Origin of the sequence: Klebsiella sp. 1SOBk5mer, assembly GCF_046603115.1 — a bacterium.
Classification (GTDB): domain Bacteria; phylum Pseudomonadota; class Gammaproteobacteria; order Enterobacterales; family Enterobacteriaceae; genus Klebsiella; species Klebsiella quasipneumoniae.
In genome coordinates this window covers 328,371-352,264 of record NZ_JBKIUU010000006.1, presented here as the reverse complement: position 1 = coordinate 352,264, position 23,894 = coordinate 328,371, and the positions used below count along the sequence as shown (strand labels likewise).

Below are 23,894 nucleotides of genomic sequence, written 5' to 3'. Positions count from 1 at the left end.
GCCCCGCAGGGGCGAGCGAAGCGAGTCAATCCCCCCCTCACCGCCATATTTTAAGAAGAGCTCGTACGCAAGTACGGGCTTTTTTTTCGCATGTGGCACCCGCCGGGGGGGGATGAGAACCCCCGACCGGGGTTCGACAACTGGCAACGCCACCTGGACAGACCGCGAGCCTGCGAGCGGGCTGCCCCGCAGGGGCGAGCGAAGCGAGTCAATCCCCCCCTCACCGCCATATTCGAGATGAGAGCCTGTACGCAAGTACGGGCTCTTTTCTTTTATATTCTCCGCTGGGGGGACGCCCCCCGGGAAAAGCGAATCCCGAAGCTAATCCTCCTCCATTCGTTGATACTCTTCGCTGAGGTAATCCACCAGCGCTCTAACGGAGGGCAGCAGCCCGCGCCGGGAGGCAAATACCGCATGGATCACTTCCCGCCGCGGCTGCCACTCATCCAGTACCACCTCTAACTCCCCTGACGCCAGCTGATCGCGCACCATCAATAAAGGAAGCTGCACCACCCCCACGCCGGCTATCGCCGCCTCGCGCAGCGCCAGCATATCGGTGGTCACCATTCGCGGCGTGAAATACACCTCCGCCCTTGCCCCTTCAGGCCCGGTAAGCTGCCATTTATGCTGATGCTTGTTCGCCCCCAGGCTGAGCCCCGGCCAGTCGCTCAGCTCAGACGGCGCCTGCGGGCGTCCGAGCCGGGAAATCAGCTGCGAACTGGCCACCAGCCGGTGCCCGCGGTCCGCCAGCACGCGCATCACCAGGTCGCTGTCCTCGATTGGCCGGGGACGGACGCGGATCGCCACATCAATGCCCTCACCGACCACATCCACCCGGCGATTGGTCGCCTCAAGATGCAATGTTACCCCGGGATAGCGCGCCATAAATCGCGCCAGCATCGGTCCGATATGGACATGCAGCAAGGTGACCGGACAGGTGATCCTGACGCTGCCGCGCGGCTCGGCGCGCAGCGTGTCGACCGCCTGCTGCGCCGCCTCGGCCTCAATCAGCATCGCTTTGCAATGCTGGTAAAAGGTCTGCCCGACCTCGGTGACCGCGAACTGGCGAGTGGTTCGCTGAATCAAACGCACGCCCAACCGCTCCTCGAGTTGCGCAATACGGCGGCTGAGCTTGGATTTCGGCTGGTCAAGCGCTCGCCCCGCCGCGGCGAAACCGCCATGGTCCACGACCTGGACAAACCAGGCGAAGTCATTGAGATCCTGCATCCTTCCTCCATTGTTCCATTTTTGGAACAGTATAGGTCATTTTTGCTTACTACCGCACACGTCGTCCCGGATATAAGCTTATTCACATCAGATACCGATACACAGGAGAAAGCCATGAAACAGATTACAGGAGTCTACACCGCGCCTGCGCAGCATTGGGTAGGCGACGGCTTCCCGGTTCGTTCGATGTTTTCCTATCAGACGCACGGCCAGCAGTTGAGCCCCTTCTTACTGCTCGACTATGCCGGGCCGTACACCTTCCCGGCAGGCAGCGATAAACGCGGCGTCGGTGAGCATCCGCATCGCGGATTCGAAACCGTCACTATCGTCTACGCCGGTGAAGTAGAGCATCGTGACTCCACCGGACGCGGCGGGGTGATCGGCCCAGGCGACGTGCAATGGATGACGGCCGGCGCCGGGATCCTGCACGAAGAGTTCCACTCGGAGGCCTTCACCCGCAGCGGCGGCGAGCTGAAGATGCTCCAGCTGTGGGTCAACCTGCCCGCCAAAGACAAAATGACGGCCCCCGGCTACCAGAGCATTACCGCCGGGACAATCCCCACCGCCGCGCTGGCGAATGGCGCCGGACAGGTTCGGGTTATTGCCGGCCAGTATGACGACGTCAGCGGCCCGGCCCATACCTTCTCACCGCTTAACGTGTGGGATCTGCAGCTGAATCAGGGGCACGACCTCACGCTTCGCCAGCCGGAAGGCTGGAGTACTGCGCTGGTGGTACTGGAAGGGGAAGTGATCATCAACGGTTCCGAATCCGCCCGCGAAGGCCAGCTCGCCGTCCTGAGCCAGGCAGGAGACGCACTGCACCTGGAGGCGACAACCCAGGCAAAAGTTCTGCTGATGGCCGGCGAACCGCTGCAGGAGCCGATTGTGGGCTATGGCCCCTTTGTCATGAATAACAAAACACAGATCGCAGAAGCCGTTCGCGATTTTAACAGCGGCCGCTTTGGCCAAATCTAACTCATTGAGGTGAATGCTATGTCAACTCCCGCTAACTTTAACGGTGCTCGTCCGGTGATTGATGTCAACGATACCGCCATGCTGTTGATTGACCACCAGAGCGGCCTGTTCCAGACCGTCGGCGATATGCCGATGCCAGAGCTGCGCGCTCGCGCCGCCGCGCTGGCGAAGATGGCCTCGCTTGCCGGGATCCCGGTGATCACCACCGCTTCCGTGCCGCAGGGGCCGAACGGTCCGCTGATCCCGGAGATTCATGAGAACGCGCCGCATGCGACGTACATCGCCCGTAAAGGCGAGATCAACGCCTGGGATAACCCGGAATTCGTCGCCGCGGTGAAAGCGACCGGTCGCAAAACGCTGATTATCGCCGGGACCATCACCAGCGTCTGCATGGCCTTCCCGGCGATTGCCGCCGTCGCCGACGGTTATAAAGTGTTTGCCGTGATTGACGCTTCCGGCACCTACAGCAAAATGGCGCAGGAGATCACCCTGGCTCGCGTGGTACAGGCCGGCGTAGTGCCGATGGATACCGCCGCCGTCGCCTCTGAGCTGCAGCGTACCTGGAATCGCCCGGACGCCGCAGAATGGGCGGAGGTGTACACCAAAGTCTTCCCGGCCTACCAGCTGCTGATCGAAAGCTATAGCAAAGCGCAGGACGTCGTGAAGAATAACGAACAGCTTGATTCCCAGCGCTAAAACGCCTGCCCCGCTACGTCGCAGCGGGGCGTTGTTCATTGCGTGAGCGGTCGGTAAAGAAAGAAGAAATTATGCTTGACCGTTTAAACGCAACTCCCTATAGTAGCGCCCCGTTGCCCACCCAAGGTGAGCAGCAAGACAATATGGTGAGGTGTCCGAGTGGCTGAAGGAGCACGCCTGGAAAGTGTGTATACGGCAACGTATCGGGGGTTCGAATCCCCCCCTCACCGCCATATTCGAGATGAGAGCCTGTACGTAAGTACGGGCTCTTTTCTTTTATATTCTCCGCTGGGGGGGGATGAGAACCCCCGACCGGGGTTCGACAACTGGCAACGCCAGTTGGACAGACCGCGAGCCTGCGAGCGGGCTGCCCCGCAGGGGCGAGCGAAGCGAGTCAATCCCCCCCTCACCGCCATATTTTAAGAAGAGCTCGTACGCAAGTACGGGCTTTTTTTTCGCATGTGGCACCCGCCGGGGGGGATGAGAACCCCCGACCGGGGTTCGACAACTGGCGCAACCACCTGGACAGAACGAAAAAGACAATCCGAATGAAACTTTCTCACTTCACGTCACTGGGATTTGTTAAGCAAAAATAAAACCAGATTCGCCATATCCTCTGCATAGGTATCATAGTCATCTTGCGCGAGTGATGCATTGTTAATATGATATTTCCCTGAAACATAAAAAGAAGGCGTACCACTTACTTTCATTTTTTCGACCAGATTGTCCTGTCTGGCAATTAAAGCTTTTACCATAAAATTACTTTGCATTTCGGCATATTTCTCGGACGTAATGCCAAGTTGATTAAAGACCTTAACAATATCAGCTGTCGTTTTAATATCACGCTTAACCTGTAAGCCTTCAAACAATAACTTTTCCACCTTGCCATCTACCCCAGCATATTGTGCTACGGCCCATGCTTCTGTTAATGCTGGTCCTAAAGGTCCCATCTGGCTGACATGGTATTTTTCCAGTTTCATATCGTCGGGCAGGCGCTTTCTGATAGCTGTATCAACATTGATGCGCTCTGCAAACGCATAACAAGGTCCGCAGTAGAAAGAAAAAAACTCAACCAGTTGCGGCGGTTGCTTAACAGTAGAATTAATGACAGTGAAGTTTTTCCCTGCCTGATAATCTTTACTATAAGCAGCAGATGACAACCCCACCATCAAAATAGTAATTAATAACTTGATAACTTTCCCATGTACGACCATAGTGCTTCCCTTACAAGTATCCATACAATTAAATGAGTAAAACGGCGTAAGACGAAAGAAATTATTAGAAAGGCGCTTATGTATAGCAAAGCAGATATTCTTGTATTACAGAGAAGAAATTCTATCACCTACAGCGATGGATCCCTCAAAACAGAAATTTTATCCGCACTTCAGTCTGTCGCAAAGATCAAAACAACAAAGCCCGGGCTAGCCCGGGCCTTGCTCACAGTATGACGCTCAATAATAGGCTTTCAGCGTCCGCTGACAGAGGGCCGAGCGCACGCAGTCATCGGTGGTGAAACGCACGATGCCGATCATCTCGTCTTCCTCAAAACGCGCCAGCGCATCACTTAGGCCAGATCTCACACCAGAGGGCAAGTCGCACTGGGTGATATCGCCATTGACGATGACCGTCACGTTCTCCCCGAGGCGGGTTAAAAACATCTTCATTTGCGCTGCGGTCACATTCTGGGCCTCGTCCAGAATCACCACCGCATTTTCAAAGGTACGTCCGCGCATATAGGCGAACGGCGCGATTTCCACCTTGCCGATTTCCGGACGCAGGCAGTACTGCATAAAGGAAGCCCCCAACCTTTTCACCAGCACGTCGTAAACCGGTCGGAAATAGGGCGCGAACTTCTCGGCGATATCTCCCGGTAAGAAGCCGAGATCTTCGTCGGCCTGCAGAACGGGACGGGTAACAATAATTCTGTCCACATCCTTATGGATCAGCGCTTCCGCTGCCTTCGCCGCACTAATCCAGGTCTTGCCGCATCCGGCTTCGCCGGTGGCGAAAATCAGCTGTTTATTGTCGATGGCATTCAGATAATGCGCCTGAGCCTCATTGCGCGCCTCAATTGGGGAAGTATCACGGCTGTCCCGCGCCATGCCAATTGCTTCTACGCCACTCATTTGCACAAGCGATGTGACCGATTCTTCTTCACGCTGCTTATGACTGCGTGAATCCCGTCTCAGCACACGTTTTGCTTCACGACGAGCTTTGATCACTGCTTTTTGTCTTCCCATGGATAGCACCTTGCGTTGTAGGTTTACATCACACGCGTCAACATCGACGCGACTATGCGCACGAACGATTGAGGTTTGGCTTCCTTGTAAGCCATTGCTTGCCGGTAGAACTGACAACGAGTCGCGGCTACGCGCACCGCGTACCCTGCCAAGGTGATAATAATTCGAAGCGGAGGGAGAAAGAGTGAGAAAATCGCTGCCGGAAGCGGGGCTTCCGTGCTGAAGAGTACGGTCTGTGGTTTTACGTTGTCCGGTACGGGACCTTACCATTCGCGATCTCCATAGTGAAACGTCACACTGCCGGGAACTACCGCGTATGTAATAAGTACATCAAAAAAGATTCTTAATGCAACTTATTTTTCACAATGACGCAACAAATAGTTCTTAAGCAAGTGTAGGAGACTATCGGTCATTTGTATTACAGAAATATAACACATGGCAGGAAATATAAGAAAAATGAGAAAAACAGCAGAAAACGCCCTGCCCTTGCGGACAGGGTCGGTATCAGGCCTGCAGCAGCGTCTGTCCCAGGTAGTGCTTGTCATCCACTACGCCGGGTAAAACAAAGAAGTAGCCCCCGCCAATGGGTTTGACGTACTCCTCCAGCGCCTCGCCGTTAAGCCGTTTCTGCACCGTCAGAAAGCCCTTTTCCAGATCGTGCTGATAGCAAACGAACAACAGCCCCATATCCAGTTGCCCGGCGTTAGTGACGCCCAGCGAATAGCTGTAGCCGCGGCGCATCATCAGGCTGGACTGGGTTTCCGGCGTGCGAGGATTGGCCAGACGAATATGGCTATCCAGCGCGATCGTCTCGCCGCCAGGATCGTTGCTGTAATCCGGGGTATCGTGCTCGTTTTTCATCCCCAGCGGCGCTCCGGTGTGTTTGTCGCGGCCAAAGATCGTCTGCTGCTCTTTCAGCGGCGTCCGGTCCCAGAACTCGACGTGAAACTGGATGATGCGCGCCGCCTGATAGCTGCCGCCCACGGCCCAGGCCGGCTCGTCCTGATCCGCCGTTACCCACACGACCTGATCCATCAGCGCGCTGTCATGGCTCGCCGGATTAGCGGTGCCGTCTTTGAAACCCAGCAGGTTGATGGGGGTCTCTTTGCCTTTGCTGCGCGCCGCGCTATCGGAGATAAACCCTTCCCGCTTCCAGCGCACGCTGAGCAAATCCGGCGTATGTTTGATGACATCGCGCAGGGCGTGGATCACCGTATCCTGAGTATTGGCGCAGATCTGCAGCAGCAGGTCGCCATGGCACAGGGCGGCATCCAGCGAATCATTGGGGAAGCGAGTCATCGGCTGCAGTTTTCTCGGCACTTTATCCGCGAGACCAAAGCGCTCATCAAACAGCGAATGACCGACCGAGACGGTGATGGTCAGGTTATCCGGGGCAATCCACGGCCCTAAGATGCCGGAATCCATCGGCGGCAGCCGGGGATTAGGCGTATCCGGCGCCGGGCCGCCGTGGGTTAAAAAGGCGATACGCTGGGTCAGCAGCCGGAACAGACGCTCGAGGTCGGCTTTATCTGACGCCAGCACGTCGAACGCCACCAGCATCATCGAGGCCTGCTGCGGCGTCAGAATGCCCGCCTGATGCCGGCCGTAGAATGGCTGTTTTTCCTGACGCGCGTCGGGTGCGAGCGTCCCGGGGGAGCTTTCCGCTTTTGCCGCATGCGCCACCGGGCAACCGCCGGTGATGGCCAGCGCGCCGCCAAGCGCGCCGATCCCTTTCAGTAAGCGACGACGTGACGGCTCGTTCACGTCGTGTGGTTTCTGTTGTGCCATCGACTTAGTCCAGACCCAGGATCCCGCGCAGCTGAGCCAGATCTTCCGCCAGGGTGGTGATCGGCCCTTTCAGCGCATTACGGTCAGCGGTGGTCAGCTTATCGTAAGTTTCGAAACCGTCTTTGGTGCGGTATTTGCTGAGGATACTGTCCACTTTCTTAAAGTTGGCGTCCACTTTCGCCAGCAGCGCGCTGTTCTCTTTTTGCAGCTGCGGGCGCAGCAGGTCGACAATTTTCTGCGCGCCGTCAATATTGGCCTGGAAGTCCCACAGGTCGGTATGGCTGTAGCGATCTTCTTCACCGCTGATCTTGCTGGCCGCGACTTCTTCAATTAATCCTGCCGCACCGCCCACGACTTTTGACGGCGGGAACGCCAGCTCGCTGATGCGTTTTTGCAGCTCCAGCACATCGCTGTTCAGCTGATCGGCATATTTTTCCATGCCCTTGACGCTGTTATCGCCAAACAGCGCCTTTTCCAGACGGTGGAAACCGGTGAATTTCGGATCTTCCGCTTTTTTCTCGAAGTCGTCTTCGCGGGCGTCGATGCTGCCGTCAAGGTCAGAGAACAGCTCGGCGATCGGCTCGATGCGCTCGTAATGCTGGCGCGTCGGGGCGTACAGCGCTTTCGCTTTCTCGATATCGCCCGCTTTCACCGCGTCGGTAAAGGCTTTGGTGCCGCTGACCAGCTGCGCGGTTTCCGCCGTCACATAGGCTTTGTAAGCGGTGATCGCTTCGCCGAGGCTCAGCACCGCATCGGCTTTCGCCGCGTCTTTGGTGGCGGCGCCGGTGACGATCAGTTTGCCTTTCGGGTTGGTGAGCAGGCCGCAGGTCATGTCATATTCGCCCGGCTGCAGGTTCGCGGTGAGCTTCTGGGTAAAGCCCGGCGCGATGTTCTCACGCTCTTCCACCACCATGACCCCTTTCAGAATCTCCCACTCCAGCGCTTTCTGGCTGTGGTTCTGAATAATAAACTGGGTTTTACCCGCGTTAACGGTCACCTGCATCGGCTCGCACTGTTTATCGTTGACGGTGACTTTGACCTGCGGGATATCCGCAGCCTGAGCACCGAATGCAGAGCAGAGCAGCGCGGCCACGGTCACCCGCAGCGCATTACGGCGAAAATGAATCATCATGATCATCCCTTTCGGTAAGTAGAGTGTCGCTTATAAGCTCGCAGCGCCCGGTCAGGCAGCCCGCGAGGCAGTCGTATTATTTCGCGGCGGCAGCGCAAACAGCACCAGCGCCGGGATCAGATAAAGCAGATAAACAGCCACTTCGCTGACGCTTGGCGTCTCCTGGTAGCCGAAGATCCCTTCCAGCAGCGTGCCGAACAGCGTATGCGTCGACAGCACAGCGCTCAGATCGAAGGCGGTCTCCTGGAACAGGTTCCACAGGCCCGCCTCGTGGAAGGCGCGGATCGCCCCCGCGGCCAGGCCAGCGGCCACCAGCAGGATAAACAGGCTGGTCCATTTGAAGAACACGCCGAGGTTGAGACGGATACCGCCCCAGTAGAGCAGGAAGCCCAGCACGATAGCCGTGGCCAGCCCCAGCAGCGCCCCCAGCGGCGGCCAGATGCCGACATCCTGCTGGAATGCCGCCAGCAGAAAGAAGACCGACTCCAGCCCCTCACGGGCGACCGCGAAAAAGACCATCATCACCAGCGCCCAGCCATGGTGATTGCCGCGCTGTAGCGCCTTGTCCACGGCCTGCTCCAGCTGCTGCTTGACGTTGCGTGAGACATTGCGCATCCAGAAGACCATCCACGTCAGGATCACCACCGCGATGACCGCGACGATCCCTTCGAACAGCTCCTGTTCACGCTGAGGAAATTCACCGGTGGTTTCGTTGATAAAAATGCCTAAGCCAAGACACAGCGCCGCCGCGAGGATCACGCCAATCCACATCACGCCAATCCAGTTGCCGCGCTGGGTGCGTTTCAGATAGCTGGCGATCAGGCTGACAATCAGCGCCGCCTCCAGGCCTTCGCGTAACATAATGAGAAATGGGACAAACATGCCAATACCCTTAAATGTAAAGCACCGTCAACGAATGCAAAAACAGGTAATATTTATGATAGTGATTATCATTACAATACTCAGAAACACAAGCAAAATGTGCAGAGAATGATGATCAGTTGTAAATAAATCGCTGGCAAATAATGACTTATGAAAATATTCGCCTGTTATGAGGGAAAAGAATAAGCAAAGGATTTTTTACGTCAGATATTTACCCGTCGCACCGGCTATGGCTAAATGGCGGCCTTATTGACCTGCGAAAAGAACAACATGACTGCATTTTTTCATTTCCTGCTGGCGCTGGCGGTGATCCTCGCCCTGGCCTGGCTTGTCAGCTATGACAGACAAAAAATTCGTATTCGTTATATTCTCCAGTTGATTATTATCGAAATAGCGCTCGCTTTCTTTTTCCTGCACGCCGAAAGCGGCCTGTGGCTGGTGAAAAATATCTCCGGCTTTTTTGCTTCGCTATTAGGCTTTGCCGCCGAAGGGACCAATTTCGTCTTTGGCGGCATGAGCGAAAAAGGCTTAGCCTTTATTTTCCTTGGCGTCCTGTGTCCGATTGTGTTTATTTCCGCGCTGATTGGTATTCTCCAGCACTGGCGGATCCTGCCGATTTTTATTCGCATCATTGGCACCCTGCTGTCGAAGGTCAACGGCATGGGTAAGCTGGAATCTTTTAACGCCGTCAGCTCACTGATCCTCGGCCAGTCAGAAAACTTCATCGCCTACAAAGGCGTGCTGGGCGACCTCTCCTCGCGGCGTCTGTTCACCATGGCGGCGACGGCCATGTCGACCGTATCGCTGTCGATCGTCGGCGCCTATATGACCATGCTGGACGCCAAATATGTCGTCGCGGCGCTGATCCTGAATATGTTCAGCACCTTTATCGTGCTGTCGGTGATTAATCCGACGCGGCCGGGCAGCGAGCAGGAAATAAAGCTGGAGAAGCTGCATGAATCGCAGAGTTTCTTTGAAATGCTCGGGGAATATATTCTGGCCGGCTTTAAGGTGGCGATGATTATTCTGGCGATGCTGATCGGCTTTATCGCGCTGATCAGCGCCATTAACGCGCTGTTCGCTACCCTGTTTGGCCTCAGCTTCCAGCAGATCCTCGGCTACGTCTTCTATCCGCTGGCCTGGCTTATCGGCATTCCGCTGAGCGATGCGCTGAACGCCGGCAGCATCATGGCCACCAAGCTGGTCGCTAACGAATTTGTGGCGATGATTGAGCTGCAAAAGATTGCCGCCAGCATGACGCCGCGCGGGCTCGGCATTCTCTCGGTCTTTCTGGTGTCGTTTGCCAACTTTGCCTCGATCGGCATTATCGCCGGAGCGATCAAAGGCCTGAATGAACCGCAGGGCAATATCGTCTCCCGCTTCGGCCTGCGGCTGGTGTATAGCGCCACGCTGGTGAGCCTGCTTTCGGCCAGCTTCGCCGGGCTGGTGCTGTAAGACAAACGGCGGGGCTGCCCCCGCCGTTAACTCAAAACTGTACGCAGACCGGCTGGTCGACACGCATCACCGACTCCTGCGCGAACCGTGATTTATAGCCCTGGCGCAGCGCCTCAATACCGGCCTCGCTCTGCGCGTCGTTGCCATGGATCACCATCAGCGCCTTACTCTGCTCCCGCACCACCTGTCCATTCTGGCCCAGCCACTGGCCGCGAGCGTCAAACACCGTCAGCCCGTCGCGAAAACGCGGCGTGACGTCGCGGTCGACAAACTGTTGCCACTCATCAGGGGTGATGTCTTTCCCCACCGGGCGGCTCAGGCCGAAGTAAAGCGTGGTTTGCACCATGGACTTATCCGCCGGGCAGGCGCCGGGCTTCGGCGCGCTGGTCGACGAACTTCCACCCGCCGCGCAGCCGCTGAGTAACCCTGCCAGCACCAGCGCCATTGCACCCTGTCTGAACGTCATCTTTGCTATCCTCATTGTTATTAGTCAGGAAATATCAGCGGATTTTCAAATAATTAGCAAGGGTTATAATATTCCGGTCCGGCAACACGCAAAAAAAAGCCCGCCAGCGGCGGGCTCGTGAACATCAGTTGATCTTACTCAGCCGTGGCGCGTACCGGCGGCGGCGTATGGTAGTGGGCATCCGCTTCGGCGAAGCGCTGCTGCATGCTGGCCGACGGCGCTTTATCCAGCAGGCTAAAGACCACGATCCCGATGCTGCCGAAGACAAAGCCCGGAATAATTTCATACAGGCCCAGCCAGCCAAACTGCTTCCAGACGATCACGGTCAGGGCGCCAATCACCATCCCGGCCAGCGCGCCGTTACGGGTCATGCGCGACCACATCACCGAGAACAGCACCACCGGACCAAAGGCGGCGCCGAAGCCGGCCCAGGCATAGCTCACCAGACCCAGCACGCGGTTTTCCGGATTGGCCGCCAGGGCAATCGCCACCAGGGCAACCACCAGCACCATCATCCGGCCCACCCACACCAGCTCTTTCTGACCGGCGTTTTTACGCAGGAAGGCTTTATACAGGTCTTCGGTAATCGCGCTGGAGCAGACCAGCAGCTGACAGCTCAGAGTGGACATCACCGCCGCCAGAATCGCCGACAGCAGGATCCCGGCAATCCATGGGTTAAACAGGATTTGCGCCAGTTCGATAAACACGCGCTCGGCGTTCTGGTTAACCGCGCCCGCCAGGCTCGGGTTGCTATTGAAGTAGGCGATACCAAAGAAGCCGACGGCCACCGCCCCGGCGAGGCAGAGGATCATCCAGGTCATACTAATGCGACGCGCGTGGACGATGCTGTGGTGCGAATCCGCCGCCATAAAGCGCGCCAGAATATGCGGCTGACCGAAATAGCCCAGACCCCAGCCCATCAGCGAAATAATCGCCACGAAATTCAGCCCTTTCAGCATGTCGATATTTTCGATGCTCTTTTGCTTAATGACTTCCAGCGAATCGCCAAAGCCGCCGACGGAAACAATCACGATCACCGGGGTGAGGATCAGCGCGAAAATCATCAGGCTGGCCTGCACGGTATCCGTCCAGCTGACGGCGAGGAAGCCGCCGACAAAGGTATAGATAATCGTCGCCGCCGCGCCGGCCCACAGCGCGGTTTCATAACTCATGCCGAAGGTGCTTTCAAACAGACGCGCCCCCGCCACAATTCCCGAGGCGCAATAGATGGTAAAGAACAGCAGAATAACCAGCGCTGAAATAATTCTCAGCACCCGGCTTTTATCTTCAAAACGGCCGGTAAAATAATCGGGCAGCGTCAGGGCGTTATTATTCACCTCGGTATGCACGCGCAGGCGCCCGGCTACCAGCTTCCAGTTAACCCACGCCCCCAGCGTTAAGCCGATGGCGATCCAGCTTTCGGAAATCCCGGAGAGGAAAATGGCGCCCGGCAGGCCCATCAGCAGCCAGCCGCTCATGTCCGAGGCGCCGGCGGAAAGCGCGGTCACAAATGGCCCCAGACTGCGTCCCCCGAGAATATAATCATCAAAGTTTTTGGTCGAACGCCAGGCAATAAACCCTATCAATACCATACCAAGAATATAAATAATAAATGTCACCAGCATCGGTGTGCTAATAGCCATGCAAAGTCTCCAGAATTTTTATCGACAGCGTCCAACTTCGTCGTTTTTTTCCACTACCGGAACGGGGTAATGGCGCATTGTTTAATTGGGCGACCGTATCCTGACGGAAGCTTCGGTTTTTCACAAATGATTTAACACAGCATTTACACGAAAAACCGACGGCGCAAAACGTCAATTTGCGAGAGGTTGCACTCTCTCACGTTTTTAAAGGTTGCACCAAACAAAAGTGTTAACTCACGCATACAAATACCCTATGAGCCCGGGGTTAAAATTCTGCTATTTTAGGCACTATTTTTAACAAATCCGCCATTTCACGGCTTTCGTCACATGCCTCAATTAACAAGGTTGCACAAAGTTGCAACATAGTGGATATTTCCAGGCAACCGCATAAGCCTAACGATAAATGACAGGAGTTTTGAGCATGGGCACCACCACCATGGGTGTTAAGCTTGACGACGCAACCCGCGAGCGCATTAAGTCCGCCGCGAGCCGCATTGACCGCACGCCGCACTGGCTGATTAAGCAGGCCATCTTCAACTATCTGGAAAAGCTGGAGAACGACGAAACGCTGCCCGAACTGCCGGCGCTGCTCTCCGGGGCCGCCAATGAAAGCGATGAAGCGGGTTCCCCGGCGGAAGAGCCGTATCAGCCGTTCCTCGAATTCGCCGAGCAGATCCTGCCGCAGTCGGTTAGCCGCGCGGCGATCACCGCCGCCTGGCGTCGCCCGGAAACCGACGCGGTGCCGATGCTGCTGGAGCAGGCCCGACTGCCGCAGCCGCTGGGCGAGCAGGCGCATAAGCTGGCGTATCAGCTGGCGGAAAAACTGCGCAACCAGAAGACCGCCAGCGGCCGCGCCGGCATGGTGCAGAGTCTGCTGCAGGAGTTCTCCCTCTCCTCACAGGAAGGGGTGGCGCTGATGTGCCTGGCGGAAGCCCTGCTGCGTATTCCGGATAAAGCCACCCGCGATGCGCTGATCCGCGACAAAATCAGCAACGGCAACTGGCAGTCGCACATCGGCCGCAGCCCGTCGCTGTTCGTCAATGCCGCCACCTGGGGGCTGCTGTTCACCGGCAAACTGGTCTCCACCCACAACGAAACCAGCCTCTCACGCTCGCTGAACCGCATCATCGGCAAGAGCGGCGAACCACTGATCCGTAAGGGCGTGGATATGGCGATGCGCCTGATGGGCGAGCAGTTCGTCACCGGGGAAACCATCGCCGAAGCGCTGGCTAACGCCCGCAAGCTGGAAGATAAAGGTTTCCGCTACTCCTACGATATGCTCGGCGAAGCGGCCCTGACCGCCGCCGACGCCCAGGCCTATATGGTCTCTTATCAGCAGGCGATCCATGCCATCGGCAAAGCTTCCAACGGCCGCGGCATTTATGAAGGCCCGGGCATCTCCATTAAGCTCTCGGCTCTGCACCCGCGCTACAGCCGCGCCCAGTATGACCGGGTGATGGAAGAGCTCTATCCGCGTCTGAAATCGCTGACCCTGCTGGCGCGCCAGTATGACATCGGCATTAACATCGATGCTGAAGAGGCCGACCGTCTCGAGATCTCCCTCGACCTGCTGGAAAAACTGTGCTTCGAGCCGGAGCTGGCGGGCTGGAACGGCATCGGTTTTGTTATTCAGGCCTACCAGAAGCGCTGCCCGTTCGTCATCGACGCGCTGATCGATCTCGCCACCCGCAGCCGTCGTCGCCTGATGATCCGTCTGGTGAAAGGCGCCTACTGGGACAGCGAAATCAAACGCGCGCAGATGGAAGGTCTCGAAGGCTACCCGGTCTACACCCGCAAGGTTTACACCGACGTCTCCTATCTCGCCTGCGCGAAAAAGCTGCTGGCGGTGCCGAACCTGATTTATCCGCAGTTCGCCACTCACAACGCCCATACTCTGGCGGCTATCTACCAGCTGGCGGGCCAGAACTACTACCCTGGCCAGTATGAGTTCCAGTGCCTGCACGGCATGGGCGAACCGCTGTACGAGCAGGTGGTGGGCAAAGTCGCCGACGGCAAACTGAACCGGCCGTGCCGGATCTACGCCCCGGTGGGCACCCACGAGACGCTGCTGGCGTATCTGGTGCGTCGTCTGCTGGAGAATGGCGCCAATACCTCCTTCGTCAACCGTATCGCGGACAATACCCTGCCGCTGGACGAGCTGGTGGCCGACCCGGTTAGCGCGGTGGAAAAACTGGCGCAGCAGGAAGGCCAGGCCGGTCTGCCGCACCCGAAAATTCCGCTGCCGCGCGATCTCTACGGCAGCGGCCGGAGCAACTCCGCCGGTCTGGATCTGGCTAACGAGCATCGTCTGGCCTCCCTCTCCTCTTCCCTGCTCAACAGCGCCCTGCATAAATGGCAGGCATTGCCGATGCTGGAGCAGCCGATGCTGGAGCAGCCGGTGGCCGAAGGCGAGATGCAGCCGGTGGTCAACCCGGCGGAGCCGAAGGATATCGTCGGTTACGTCCGCGAAGCCAGCGATGACGAAGTGCAGCAGGCGCTGACCAGCGCTATCAACAACGCGCCCATCTGGTTCGCCACCCCGCCGCAGGAGCGCGCCGCCATTCTTGAGCGCGCCGCGGTGCTGATGGAAAGCCAGATGCCGACCCTGATGGGGATCCTGGTGCGCGAAGCGGGTAAAACCTTCAGCAACGCCATCGCCGAAGTGCGCGAAGCCGTTGACTTCCTCCACTACTACGCCGGTCAGGTGCGCGACGATTTCGATAATGAAACCCACCGTCCGCTGGGTCCGGTGGTCTGTATCAGCCCGTGGAACTTCCCGCTGGCGATCTTCACCGGGCAGATTGCCGCCGCGCTGGCGGCCGGCAACAGCGTGCTGGCGAAACCGGCGGAGCAGACGCCGCTTATCGCCGCTCAGGGCGTGGCGATCCTGCTGGAAGCCGGCGTGCCGCCAGGGGTGATCCAGCTGCTGCCGGGCCGCGGGGAAACCGTCGGCGCCGCGCTGACATCCGATGAGCGCGTGCGCGGCGTGATGTTCACCGGCTCCACCGAAGTGGCCACCCTGCTGCAACGCAATATCGCCAGCCGCCTCGACGCTCAGGGACGCCCAACGCCGCTGATCGCCGAAACCGGCGGGATGAACGCGATGATCGTCGACTCGTCGGCGCTTACCGAGCAGGTGGTGATCGACGTCCTGGCTTCCGCGTTCGACAGCGCCGGTCAGCGCTGCTCCGCCCTGCGCGTCCTCTGCCTGCAGGAAGAGGTAGCCGACCACACCTTAACCATGCTGCGCGGCGCGATGAGCGAGTGCCGGATGGGCAATCCCGGCCGCCTGACCACCGATATCGGCCCGGTTATCGATGCGGAAGCGAAAGAGAATATCGAACGCCATATTCAGACGATGCGCGCCAAAGGCCGCACCGTCTATCAGGCGGTGCGCGAGAATAGCGAAGACGCCCGCGAATGGAACCACGGGACCTTTGTGCCGCCGACGCTTATCGAACTCGACAGCTTCGACGAGCTGAAAAAAGAGGTCTTCGGCCCGGTGCTGCACGTGGTGCGCTATAACCGTAACGAGCTGGACAAACTGGTGGAGCAGATTAACGCTTCCGGCTACGGCCTGACCCTCGGCGTACATACCCGTATCGACGAGACCATCGCCCAGGTCACCGGCAGCGCGAAGGTGGGCAACCTGTACGTCAACCGCAATATGGTTGGCGCGGTGGTCGGCGTGCAGCCGTTCGGCGGCGAAGGGTTGTCCGGTACCGGTCCAAAAGCCGGCGGTCCGCTGTACCTTTACCGCCTGCTCTCCAGCCGTCCGCAGGGCGCGGTTGGCGTGACCTTCGCCCGCCAGGATGCAGAGCGTCCACTGGACGCCCAGCTGAAAACGCTGCTGGAAAAACCGCTGCAGGCGCTGCAGCAGTGGGCGGCGGGCCGTCCTGAGCTGCAGGCGCTGTGCCAGCAGTACAGCGAGCAGGCGCAAAGCGGCACCCAACGCCTGCTTCCGGGACCCACCGGCGAGCGCAACACCCTGACGCTGATGCCTCGCGAGCGCGTGCTGTGCGTGGCGGATAATGAGCAGGATGCGCTGATCCAGCTGGCGGCCGTGCTGGCGGTCGGTTGTGAAGTGCTGTGGCCGGACAGCGCCCTGCAGCGCGATCTGGCGAAGAAACTCCCGCGGGACGTCAGCGAGCGGATCCGTTTCGCCAAAGCGGAGCAGTTGCCTGGTCAGGCCTTCGACGCGGTTATCTATCACGGCGACTCCGACCAGCTGCGCGAACTGTGCGAGCAGGTGGCGGCGCGCGACGGGGCGATTGTCTCCGTGCAGGGCTTCGCCCGCGGCGAAACCAATCTGCTGCTGGAGCGGTTGTACATCGAGCGTTCGCTGAGCGTCAACACCGCGGCGGCAGGCGGTAACGCCAGCCTGATGACCATCGGCTAAGACGGGCTCCCCGGTGGCGCTGTGCGCCGCCATCCGGGAAATCGGCGATGCGATCAGCTAATGACAGCCGACGTCAGCTGTGCTTAATTAAGGCTCCCGGACGGGAGCCTTTTTTATGGGAGCAGAACAATGAAACGCATGTTATTTGCCGCGGCGGTCTTGCTGGCCAGCGGCGCGGCGCTGGCGGACGAGTGCAGCAACGCCAACACCCAAACCGAAATGAATCAGTGCGCGGCCGCGCAGTATCAGGCAGCCGACAAAAAGCTGAACGACACCTGGCAGCAGGCTCTGCAGCGTGCGGTGGGTAAACAGCAGACATTACTGAAGCAGGCCCAGCAGGCATGGATCGCCCTGCGCGACGCCGACTGCGCTTTCCTCGCGTCCGGAGCCGATGGCGGCAGCATGCAGCCGATGCTGGTGAGCCAGTGCATGACCGATAAGAGCGTGGAGCGGGAATCTTTCCTCGCCTCGCTGCTACAGTGCGAGGACGGCGATCAAAGCTGCCCGCTGCCGCCGGCCAATTAACGGACGCGAATGCCTTCGATAATCATCCGCTGGACATTATCGACCGTTTGCTCAAAAAAGGCCGCGTCCTGCAGCGTGGCGCCGGTGACCGCCTCCACCTGGGTGGCGAAGTCGGCGTAATGCTGGGTAGTGGCCCAGATCATAAAGATTAAATGCTGCGGATCGACCGGCGCCAGCTTGCCGCGGTCGATCCAGCCGGAAACAATCGCCGATTTCTCATCGACCAGCGCTTTCAGATCCCCGGTCAGTTCGCCCATCAGCAGCGGCGCGCCCTGCAACATCTCAAGGCAGAAGAGCTTCGAGGCCTGGGGGTGATCGCGGGACACCTCCAGCTTCAGACGAATATACTCGCGGATCGCCACCAGCGGGCTGATATCCTCGCGAAAGGCCTTCAGCGGCGCCAGCCAGATGGCGAGGATCTGCTGCAGAACGGCCACGTACAGCGCCTCTTTCGAAGGGTAGTAATAGAGCAGATTGGTTTTCGACACCCCGGCGCGCTCAGCCACCTGCTCCAGCCGCGTACCGTGAATACCAAATTGCGAAAATGCCTCCAGCGCGGCGGCCAGAATGGCCTCCTTTTTGGCGCTGACCGCTTGTGAACGTTTGCCGTTTTTCTTCACCGCGCCCTGTGCCATACATCCTCTCCTTCAGTTGACGCCACCAGCATAGCAAAAGCCCTTCGCCGACACGACCCCATGCACCCTGATTGCGCATGACTGCCGTTTTTTCGTGCACTGATTTTGACCATCCAGTCCACTTTTTTATCGTCCTTTTTAGCAACCCAATAGTAACACATTAATAACATTAGCATTTATAAAACTGGCATCGCGTTTGCTTTACCTCTTCTGCGAGGTGGTCCAGGGAGAGGCAGGATGCCGCGCCACCGCAACCCATCTTCCATGACTGTAGAGAGGTAGGTATGAAAATTGGTGTTTTCGTTCCCATTGGCAACAACGGCTGGCTGATCTCCACCCATGCCCCGCAGTATATGCCGACCTTCGAACTGAATAAGGCTATCGTACAGAAAGCCGAGCACTACCATTTCGACTTCGCGCTCTCCATGATCAAGCTGCGCGGCTTCGGCGGGAAAACCGAATTCTGGGATCACAACCTGGAGTCCTTCACCCTGATGGCCGGCCTGGCCGCGGTGACCTCGAAGATCCAGATCTACGCCACCGCCGCCACCCTCACGCTGCCGCCGGCGATCGTCGCCCGGATGGCCTCCACCATCGACTCCATCTCCGGCGGCCGGTTTGGCGTCAATCTGGTGACCGGCTGGCAAAAACCGGAATATGACCAGATGGGCATGTGGCCGGGGGATGACTATTTCGCCAGCCGCTATGACTATCTCACCGAATACGTTCAGGTGCTCCGCGACCTGTGGGGCACCGGGCGCAGCGATTTCAAAGGCGACTACTTCACCATGAACGACTGCCGGGTCAGCCCGCGCCCTTCGCAGCCGATGAAGGTGATCTGCGCCGGGCAGAGTGACGCCGGCATGGCCTTCTCCGCCCAGCACGCCGACTATAACTTCTGCTTTGGCAAAGGGGTCAACACGCCAACGGCCTTCGCGCCGACCGCGGCGCGCATGATGCAGGCGGCGGAAAAAACCGGCCGTGACGTAGGCTCCTATGTGCTGTTCATGGTGATCGCTGACGAAACCGACGAAGCGGCGCGCGCCAAATGGGAGCACTACAAAGCGGGCGCCGATGAAGAAGCGCTGGCGTGGCTCACCGAGCAGAGTCAGAAAGACACCCGCTCCGGCAGCGATACTAACGTGCGCCAGATGGCCGACCCCACCTCGGCGGTCAATATCAACATGGGCACCCTTGTCGGATCCTATGCCAGCGTCGCCCGTATGCTTGATGAAGTCGCGAGCGTGCCCGGCACCGACGGCGTGCTGCTGACCTTTGATGATTTTCTTGCCGGCATCGACGCCTTTGGCGAACGCATTCAGCCGCTGATGCGCTGCCGGGACCATATTGCTCCTGTTACCCGTGAGGTGGCCTGATGATTACCCTTCCCGCTCGCCCGGAATCCCTGACCTTCGCGCCGCAGCAGAGCGCGCTGATTGTTGTCGATATGCAGAACGCCTACGCCAGCCTGGGCGGTTATCTGGATCTCGCCGGATTTGACGTCTCCGCCACCCGGCCGGTTATCGACAATATTAATACCGCCGTCGCCGCCGCCCGCGCCGCGGGCATGCTGATTATCTGGTTCCAGAACGGCTGGGATGACCAGTATGTTGAAGCCGGCGGCCCGGGCTCGCCGAACTACCATAAGTCCAACGCGCTGAAAACGATGCGTCAGCGCCCGGAACTGCAGGGCAAGCTGCTGGCGAAAGGCGGCTGGGATTATCAGCTGGTGGACGAGCTGACGCCGCAGGAAGGCGACATCGTGTTGCCGAAACCGCGCTACAGCGGCTTCTTTAACACTCCGCTCGACAGCATTTTGCGCAGCCGCGGCATCCGTCATCTGGTGTTCACCGGGATCGCCACCAACGTCTGCGTCGAATCGACGCTGCGCGATGGTTTCTTCCTCGAATACTTCGGCGTGGTGCTGGAGGATGCTACCCATCAGGCCGGACCGGCCTTCGCCCAGCAGGCGGCGCTGTTCAATATAGAAACCTTTTTCGGCTGGGTCAGCGATGTCGAGAGCTTCTGCCGCGCGCTGTCCCCTGCCACCCCGCTGTCTTTAGCCAAGGAGAAACGTTATGCCTAAACAGGTGATTATTCCGCCAGGCACCACCACGCCGATTGCCCCCTTTGTTCCGGGGACGCTCGCCGATGGCGTGATCTACGTCTCCGGCACTCTACCGTTTGATAAGCAAAACAATGTGGTGCACATCGGCGACCCAAAGGCGCAAACCCGCCACGTGCTGGAGACCATCAAGAGCGTTATCGAAACGGCGGGCGGGAGTATGGCGGATGTGACTTTCAACAGCATCTTTATCACCGACTGGACAAATTACGCCGCGATTAACGAGGTTTACGCCGAGTTCTTCCCCGGCGATAAACCCGCGCGCTTCTGCATTCAGTGCGGGCTGGTGAAGCCCGATGCGCTGGTGGAAATCGCCAGCGTCGCCCATATCGGCACCCCGACATGATGAGGCTCAATATTGCTCCGGCCCCATGGCCCGGCGCGCCGGTGGTGGTCCTCAGCGCAGGTCTGGGCGGCGGCGGCGGCTACTGGCTGGCGCAGCGCGCGGCGCTGGAGGAACAGTATCAGCTGGTAAGTTATGACCATAACGGGACCGGGGAGAACGCCGGTCCGCTGCCCGCCGACTACAGCATGGCGACGATGGCCGGGGAGCTGTTCAGCGCTCTGCAGGCGGCGGGGATCGCCCGCTTCGCGCTGGTGGGCCACGCGCTGGGGGCGCTGATTGGCCTGCAGCTGGCGCTCGATCGCCCCGAGGCGGTGAGCGCCCTGGTGCTGGTCAACGGCTGGCTGTCGCTGTCGCCGCACACCCGCCGCTGCTTCCTGGTGCGCGAGCGTCTGCTGCATGCCGGCGGCGCGCAGGCGTGGGTCGAAGCGCAGCCGCTGTTTCTCTACCCGGCGGAATGGATGGCCGCGCGCCTGCCGCGCCTCGAAGCCGAAGATGCGCTTGCCATCAGCCATTTTCAGGGCAAGGAGAACCTGCTGAAGCGGCTGCAGGCCCTGAAGCAGGCTGATTTTTCCCGTCGCGCGGCGGCCATCGCCTGCCCGACGCTGATGGTTAGCGCCGCTGACGACCTGCTGGTCCCGGCCTCCTGCTCCCGCGTGCTGCAGACGGCGATCCCCGGCAGCCAGCGCGTGGAAATGCCGTGGGGCGGGCATGCCTGCAACGTCACCGACGCCGATACCTTTAATACCATTTTACGCGACGGGCTGGCCGCTATGCTGCCGGTCGCCAGGGAGACCCGATGAACGACGCGATAAACCAGACGGCCTGCGAGACGCTGTTTACCCAGGCCCGGACCCACAACGGCTGGCTGGATAAGCCAGTGAGCGATGCGCAGCTGCAGGCAGTCTGGGACCTGATGAAAATGGGGCCGACTTCCGCCAACTGTTCGCCGGCGCGCATCGTGTTCGTGCGCAGCGCGGAAGGCAAAGAGAAGCTCCGCCCGACGCTCTCCAGCGGCAATCTGCAGAAAACCATGCAGGCGCCGGTGACCGCCATCGTGGCGTGGGACAGCGCCTTTTACGACCGGCTACCGACCCTGTTTCCCCACGGCGATGCCCGCAGCTGGTTCACCTCCAGCCCGCAGCTGGCGGAAGAGACGGCGTTTCGCAACAGCTCCCTGCAGGCGGCGTATCTGATTTTCGCCTGCCGGGCGCTGGGACTCGACACCGGGCCGATGTCCGGTTTCGATCGGGAAAAAGTCGATGCAGCGTTTTTCGCCGACAACGGCTGGAAAAGCAACCTGCTGGTGAACATCGGCTATGGCGACCCCAGCAAACTGTATGGACGCCTGCCGCGTCTGTCCTTTGATGAAGCCTGCCTGCTGGCATAAGGAGTTGGCGATGAAGTTAGCGGACAAAGAGAGTTTTCGTGACGCCATGGCCCGCGTCGGCGCCGCGGTTAACATTATTACCACCGATGGCCCGGCGGGCCGGGCGGGCTTTACCGCCAGCGCGGTCTGCAGCGTGACCGACACCCCGCCGACCCTGTTGGTCTGTCTGAACCGCTCAGCCTCCGTGTGGCCGGTGTTCAGCGAACACCACACGCTGTGCGTCAATACCCTGGCGGCGGGACAGGAGGCGCTGTCAACGCTGTTTGGCGGTAAAACGGCGATGGACGAGCGCTTTGCCGCCGCCGACTGGCAGACCGGCGCCACCGGCTGCCCGCGGCTGGAGGCGGCGCTGGTCAGCTTTGACTGCCGCATCGACCAGCGCGTCAGCGTCGGCACGCACGACATTCTGTTTTGTCACGTCGTGGCCATTACCCGTCACCCGGAACCCCGGGGTCTGATGTGGTTTGACCGCGGCTATCACACGCTTATGCGACCCGCTTGTTAACCTTTAACCCGGGATATCATCATGGCACTCTTCGATTTTCCTCGCTGGAAGCTGACCTCCCCCGCCGCCGAATCCGGCGTTGTCGCGCCCGATGAACGCTTATCGGCCGGGCAAACGCTGGTGATGGGCGTGCAGCACGCCGTTGCGATGTTCGGCGCGACGGTGCTGATGCCGTTGTTGATGGGGCTCGACCCAAACCTGTCCATACTGATGTCGGGGGTCGGCACCCTGCTGTTCTTTGTCGTCACCGGCGGACGGGTACCGAGCTATCTCGGCTCCAGCGCCGCCTTTGTCGGGGTGGTGATCGCCATTACCGGCTTTAACGGCCAGGGACTCAACCCTCACCTCAGCGTCGCCCTTGGCGGGATCATCGCCTGCGGGCTGGTCTATACCCTGATCGGTCTGGTGGTGATGAAGATCGGCACCCGCTGGATCGAGCGCCTGATGCCGCCGGTGGTGACCGGGGCGGTGGTGATGGCTATCGGCCTGAACCTGGCGCCGATTGCCGTGCGCAGCGTCTCCGCCAGCGCCTTCGACAGCTGGATGGCGGTGTTAACCGTGCTCTGTATCGGCATAGTCGCGGTATTTACCCGCGGGATGCTGCAGCGTCTGCTGATCCTGGTCGGCCTGATCGTCGCCTGCGCGCTGTACGCCCTGCTGGCTAACGGCTTTGGCCTCGGCAAACCGCTGGACTTCTCTCCCCTCGCCCAGGCGGCGTGGTTCGGGCTGCCGCACTTTACCACCCCATCCTTTAACGGCCAGGCGATGATGTTGATTGCCCCGGTCGCGGTGATCCTGGTGGCCGAGAACCTCGGGCACCTGAAGGCCGTCGCCGGGATGACCGGGCGCAATATGGATCCGTACATGGGGCGCGCCTTCGTCGGCGATGGTCTGGCGACCATGCTCTCCGGCTCGGTCGGCGGCAGCGGGGTCACGACCTATGCGGAGAACATCGGCGTCATGGCGGTGACCAAGGTCTACTCGACGCTGGTGTTTGTCGCCGCAGCGCTGATTGCCATGCTGCTGGGCTTCTCGCCGAAATTCGGCGCATTAATCCACACCATTCCCGGGCCGGTGATCGGCGGCGCCTCGATCGTGGTCTTTGGCCTGATCGCCGTCGCCGGGGCGCGGATCTGGGTGCAAAACCGCGTCGACCTCAGCCAGAACAGCAATCTGATCATGGTGTCTGTGACCCTGGTGCTGGGCGCCGGCGATTTCGCGCTGTCGCTGGGCGGCTTTACGCTGGGCGGGATTGGTACCGCCACCTTCGGGGCGATCCTGCTGCACGCGCTGCTTCATCGCGGGACGCGTGAGGCGAAGGAGGCCAGGGTAACACCGGTTTAAGCCACATTAGCGCGGCGTTGGCGCAGGGAGCGGTGGGGGCCGGATAAGTCGATACAGTTATCGGTTTGCAACGGTTTCGCCCCGGAAAAACGGCTGTTCTGGGTTATATCCAGGCAGATGGCGC

At 59.4% G+C, this 23,894-nt stretch carries 21 protein-coding genes, 1 tRNA gene and 1 other RNA gene; 14 read left to right on the top strand and 9 right to left on the bottom strand.

The features are described 5' to 3' along the window. Positions 1-321 precede the first annotated feature (321 nt). Complete coding sequence (locus ACLH1U_RS16115) at positions 322-1,227, bottom strand: LysR family transcriptional regulator (RefSeq protein WP_023289111.1); 906 nt, start codon at positions 1,225-1,227, stop codon at positions 322-324. A 114-nt stretch (positions 1,228-1,341) separates the two neighbouring features. Between ACLH1U_RS16115 and ACLH1U_RS16110 the strand changes: the two genes are divergently transcribed. The 4 genes from ACLH1U_RS16110 (at position 1,342) to ACLH1U_RS16095 (ending at position 3,313) form a co-directional block, all read left to right on the top strand. After that, a complete protein-coding gene (locus ACLH1U_RS16110) occupies positions 1,342-2,202 on the top strand; it encodes a pirin family protein (RefSeq protein WP_085550676.1) in 861 nt (286 codons plus the stop codon). 18 nt (positions 2,203-2,220) lie between these two features. Then, entirely contained in the window at positions 2,221-2,898 is a 678-nt protein-coding gene (locus ACLH1U_RS16105) for an isochorismatase family protein (RefSeq protein WP_085550675.1), read from the top strand. A 145-nt stretch (positions 2,899-3,043) separates the two neighbouring features. Beyond that, positions 3,044-3,131 (top strand) — tRNA-Ser (locus tag ACLH1U_RS16100). Between the two features lie 44 nt (positions 3,132-3,175). Continuing rightward, a non-coding RNA gene (locus tag ACLH1U_RS16095) (RtT sRNA) lies at positions 3,176-3,313 on the top strand. Positions 3,314-3,467: 154 nt separating this feature from the next. On the opposite strand, the gene ACLH1U_RS16090 is transcribed toward ACLH1U_RS16095, so the two are convergent. The 5 genes from ACLH1U_RS16090 to efeU all read right to left on the bottom strand — a co-directional run bounded on the left by ACLH1U_RS16090 (position 3,468) and on the right by efeU (position 8,940). Continuing rightward, positions 3,468-4,112 carry a DsbA family protein gene (locus ACLH1U_RS16090; RefSeq protein WP_032452418.1) on the bottom strand — a complete coding sequence of 215 codons (645 nt, stop codon included), beginning with the start codon at positions 4,110-4,112 and terminating at the stop codon, positions 3,468-3,470. Positions 4,113-4,349: 237 nt separating this feature from the next. After that, positions 4,350-5,138 (bottom strand): phosphate starvation-inducible protein PhoH, encoded by a 789-nt coding sequence (gene phoH / locus ACLH1U_RS16085; protein ID WP_002898923.1) that lies wholly within the window; start codon positions 5,136-5,138, stop codon positions 4,350-4,352. A 504-nt stretch (positions 5,139-5,642) separates the two neighbouring features. After that, positions 5,643-6,926, bottom strand: a complete 1,284-nt coding sequence (gene efeB / locus ACLH1U_RS16080) for an iron uptake transporter deferrochelatase/peroxidase subunit (RefSeq protein ID WP_023289108.1) — start codon at positions 6,924-6,926, stop codon at positions 5,643-5,645. 4 nt (positions 6,927-6,930) lie between these two features. Next, positions 6,931-8,058, bottom strand: a complete 1,128-nt coding sequence (gene efeO, locus ACLH1U_RS16075; protein ID WP_023289107.1) for an iron uptake system protein EfeO — start codon at positions 8,056-8,058, stop codon at positions 6,931-6,933. Positions 8,059-8,109: 51 nt separating this feature from the next. After that, on the bottom strand, positions 8,110-8,940 hold the full coding sequence (efeU, locus tag ACLH1U_RS16070; RefSeq protein WP_032452417.1) for an iron uptake transporter permease EfeU: 831 nt from the start codon (positions 8,938-8,940) through the stop codon (positions 8,110-8,112). A 270-nt stretch (positions 8,941-9,210) separates the two neighbouring features. On the opposite strand from efeU, the gene ACLH1U_RS16065 reads away from it, so the two are divergent. Beyond that, positions 9,211-10,395 carry a NupC/NupG family nucleoside CNT transporter gene (locus ACLH1U_RS16065; protein ID WP_101861929.1) on the top strand — a complete coding sequence of 395 codons (1,185 nt, stop codon included), beginning with the start codon at positions 9,211-9,213 and terminating at the stop codon, positions 10,393-10,395. 31 nt (positions 10,396-10,426) lie between these two features. Here the strand turns inward: ACLH1U_RS16065 and ACLH1U_RS16060 are convergent, their stop codons facing one another. Beyond that, a complete protein-coding gene (locus ACLH1U_RS16060; RefSeq protein WP_101861887.1) occupies positions 10,427-10,861 on the bottom strand; it encodes a DUF3574 domain-containing protein in 435 nt (144 codons plus the stop codon). 134 nt (positions 10,862-10,995) lie between these two features. Then, on the bottom strand, positions 10,996-12,504 hold the full coding sequence (gene putP, locus ACLH1U_RS16055) for a sodium/proline symporter PutP (RefSeq protein WP_032452415.1): 1,509 nt from the start codon (positions 12,502-12,504) through the stop codon (positions 10,996-10,998). 421 nt (positions 12,505-12,925) lie between these two features. Here putP and putA point away from each other — a divergent pair, with 421 nt between their 5' ends. Together putA and ACLH1U_RS16045 are read left to right on the top strand one after the other, a co-directional pair. After that, the gene (putA, locus tag ACLH1U_RS16050; protein ID WP_411299340.1) at positions 12,926-16,903 is read left to right on the top strand and encodes a trifunctional transcriptional regulator/proline dehydrogenase/L-glutamate gamma-semialdehyde dehydrogenase; all 3,978 of its coding nucleotides are present in this window, start codon (positions 12,926-12,928) and stop codon (positions 16,901-16,903) included. 129 nt (positions 16,904-17,032) lie between these two features. Further along, a complete protein-coding gene (locus tag ACLH1U_RS16045; RefSeq protein WP_072420444.1) occupies positions 17,033-17,428 on the top strand; it encodes a lysozyme inhibitor LprI family protein in 396 nt (131 codons plus the stop codon). Here ACLH1U_RS16045 and rutR read toward each other — a convergent pair. Then, a complete protein-coding gene (rutR, locus tag ACLH1U_RS16040; RefSeq protein WP_004204508.1) occupies positions 17,425-18,063 on the bottom strand; it encodes an HTH-type transcriptional regulator RutR in 639 nt (212 codons plus the stop codon). The two genes, ACLH1U_RS16045 and rutR, sit on opposite strands and share 4 nt — an antisense overlap. A 284-nt stretch (positions 18,064-18,347) precedes the next feature. On the opposite strand from rutR, the gene rutA reads away from it, so the two are divergent. From rutA to rutG, 7 genes are read left to right on the top strand one after another with little or no spacing between them, the layout of a single operon-like run. Continuing rightward, the gene (gene rutA, locus ACLH1U_RS16035; RefSeq protein ID WP_004204507.1) at positions 18,348-19,439 is read left to right on the top strand and encodes a pyrimidine utilization protein A; all 1,092 of its coding nucleotides are present in this window, start codon (positions 18,348-18,350) and stop codon (positions 19,437-19,439) included. Continuing rightward, positions 19,439-20,149, top strand: a complete 711-nt coding sequence (rutB, locus tag ACLH1U_RS16030; protein WP_023289100.1) for a pyrimidine utilization protein B — start codon at positions 19,439-19,441, stop codon at positions 20,147-20,149. Before rutA ends, rutB begins: the two co-directional genes overlap by 1 nt. Next, the gene (gene rutC / locus ACLH1U_RS16025) at positions 20,142-20,534 is read left to right on the top strand and encodes a pyrimidine utilization protein C (protein ID WP_023289099.1); all 393 of its coding nucleotides are present in this window, start codon (positions 20,142-20,144) and stop codon (positions 20,532-20,534) included. Before rutB ends, rutC begins: the two co-directional genes overlap by 8 nt. Further along, positions 20,531-21,334 carry a pyrimidine utilization protein D gene (gene rutD / locus ACLH1U_RS16020; protein ID WP_044522016.1) on the top strand — a complete coding sequence of 268 codons (804 nt, stop codon included), beginning with the start codon at positions 20,531-20,533 and terminating at the stop codon, positions 21,332-21,334. Before rutC ends, rutD begins: the two co-directional genes overlap by 4 nt. Beyond that, positions 21,331-21,921: a malonic semialdehyde reductase gene (locus tag ACLH1U_RS16015; RefSeq protein ID WP_411299339.1), complete on the top strand. Its 591-nt coding sequence runs from the start codon at positions 21,331-21,333 to the stop codon at positions 21,919-21,921. The genes rutD and ACLH1U_RS16015 overlap by 4 nt, the downstream gene beginning before the upstream one ends. 10 nt (positions 21,922-21,931) lie before the next feature. Continuing rightward, positions 21,932-22,426: an NADH-dependent FMN reductase RutF gene (gene rutF, locus ACLH1U_RS16010; RefSeq protein WP_023289097.1), complete on the top strand. Its 495-nt coding sequence runs from the start codon at positions 21,932-21,934 to the stop codon at positions 22,424-22,426. A 21-nt stretch (positions 22,427-22,447) separates the two neighbouring features. Continuing rightward, positions 22,448-23,770 carry a pyrimidine utilization transport protein G gene (rutG, locus tag ACLH1U_RS16005; protein ID WP_008805937.1) on the top strand — a complete coding sequence of 441 codons (1,323 nt, stop codon included), beginning with the start codon at positions 22,448-22,450 and terminating at the stop codon, positions 23,768-23,770. Positions 23,771-23,894: the final 124 nt, after the last annotated feature.

Coding starts and splice junctions, on each gene's coding strand:
- ACLH1U_RS16015 (WP_411299339.1), top strand. CDS start 21,331: ATGAACGACGCGATAAACCAGACGGCCTGCGAGACGCTGTTTACCCAG.
- ACLH1U_RS16045 (WP_072420444.1), top strand. CDS start 17,033: ATGAAACGCATGTTATTTGCCGCGGCGGTCTTGCTGGCCAGCGGCGCG.
- rutG (WP_008805937.1), top strand. CDS start 22,448: ATGGCACTCTTCGATTTTCCTCGCTGGAAGCTGACCTCCCCCGCCGCC.
- ACLH1U_RS16105 (WP_085550675.1), top strand. CDS start 2,221: ATGTCAACTCCCGCTAACTTTAACGGTGCTCGTCCGGTGATTGATGTC.
- ACLH1U_RS16065 (WP_101861929.1), top strand. CDS start 9,211: ATGACTGCATTTTTTCATTTCCTGCTGGCGCTGGCGGTGATCCTCGCC.
- ACLH1U_RS16090 (WP_032452418.1), bottom strand. CDS start 4,112: ATGGTCGTACATGGGAAAGTTATCAAGTTATTAATTACTATTTTGATG.
- ACLH1U_RS16110 (WP_085550676.1), top strand. CDS start 1,342: ATGAAACAGATTACAGGAGTCTACACCGCGCCTGCGCAGCATTGGGTA.
- rutB (WP_023289100.1), top strand. CDS start 19,439: ATGATTACCCTTCCCGCTCGCCCGGAATCCCTGACCTTCGCGCCGCAG.
- putA (WP_411299340.1), top strand. CDS start 12,926: ATGGGCACCACCACCATGGGTGTTAAGCTTGACGACGCAACCCGCGAG.
- phoH (WP_002898923.1), bottom strand. CDS start 5,138: ATGGGAAGACAAAAAGCAGTGATCAAAGCTCGTCGTGAAGCAAAACGT.
- rutA (WP_004204507.1), top strand. CDS start 18,348: ATGAAAATTGGTGTTTTCGTTCCCATTGGCAACAACGGCTGGCTGATC.
- rutD (WP_044522016.1), top strand. CDS start 20,531: ATGATGAGGCTCAATATTGCTCCGGCCCCATGGCCCGGCGCGCCGGTG.
- efeU (WP_032452417.1), bottom strand. CDS start 8,940: ATGTTTGTCCCATTTCTCATTATGTTACGCGAAGGCCTGGAGGCGGCG.
- rutR (WP_004204508.1), bottom strand. CDS start 18,063: ATGGCACAGGGCGCGGTGAAGAAAAACGGCAAACGTTCACAAGCGGTC.
- putP (WP_032452415.1), bottom strand. CDS start 12,504: ATGGCTATTAGCACACCGATGCTGGTGACATTTATTATTTATATTCTT.
- ACLH1U_RS16060 (WP_101861887.1), bottom strand. CDS start 10,861: ATGACGTTCAGACAGGGTGCAATGGCGCTGGTGCTGGCAGGGTTACTC.
- efeB (WP_023289108.1), bottom strand. CDS start 6,926: ATGGCACAACAGAAACCACACGACGTGAACGAGCCGTCACGTCGTCGC.
- efeO (WP_023289107.1), bottom strand. CDS start 8,058: ATGATGATTCATTTTCGCCGTAATGCGCTGCGGGTGACCGTGGCCGCG.
- rutC (WP_023289099.1), top strand. CDS start 20,142: ATGCCTAAACAGGTGATTATTCCGCCAGGCACCACCACGCCGATTGCC.
- rutF (WP_023289097.1), top strand. CDS start 21,932: ATGAAGTTAGCGGACAAAGAGAGTTTTCGTGACGCCATGGCCCGCGTC.
- ACLH1U_RS16115 (WP_023289111.1), bottom strand. CDS start 1,227: ATGCAGGATCTCAATGACTTCGCCTGGTTTGTCCAGGTCGTGGACCAT.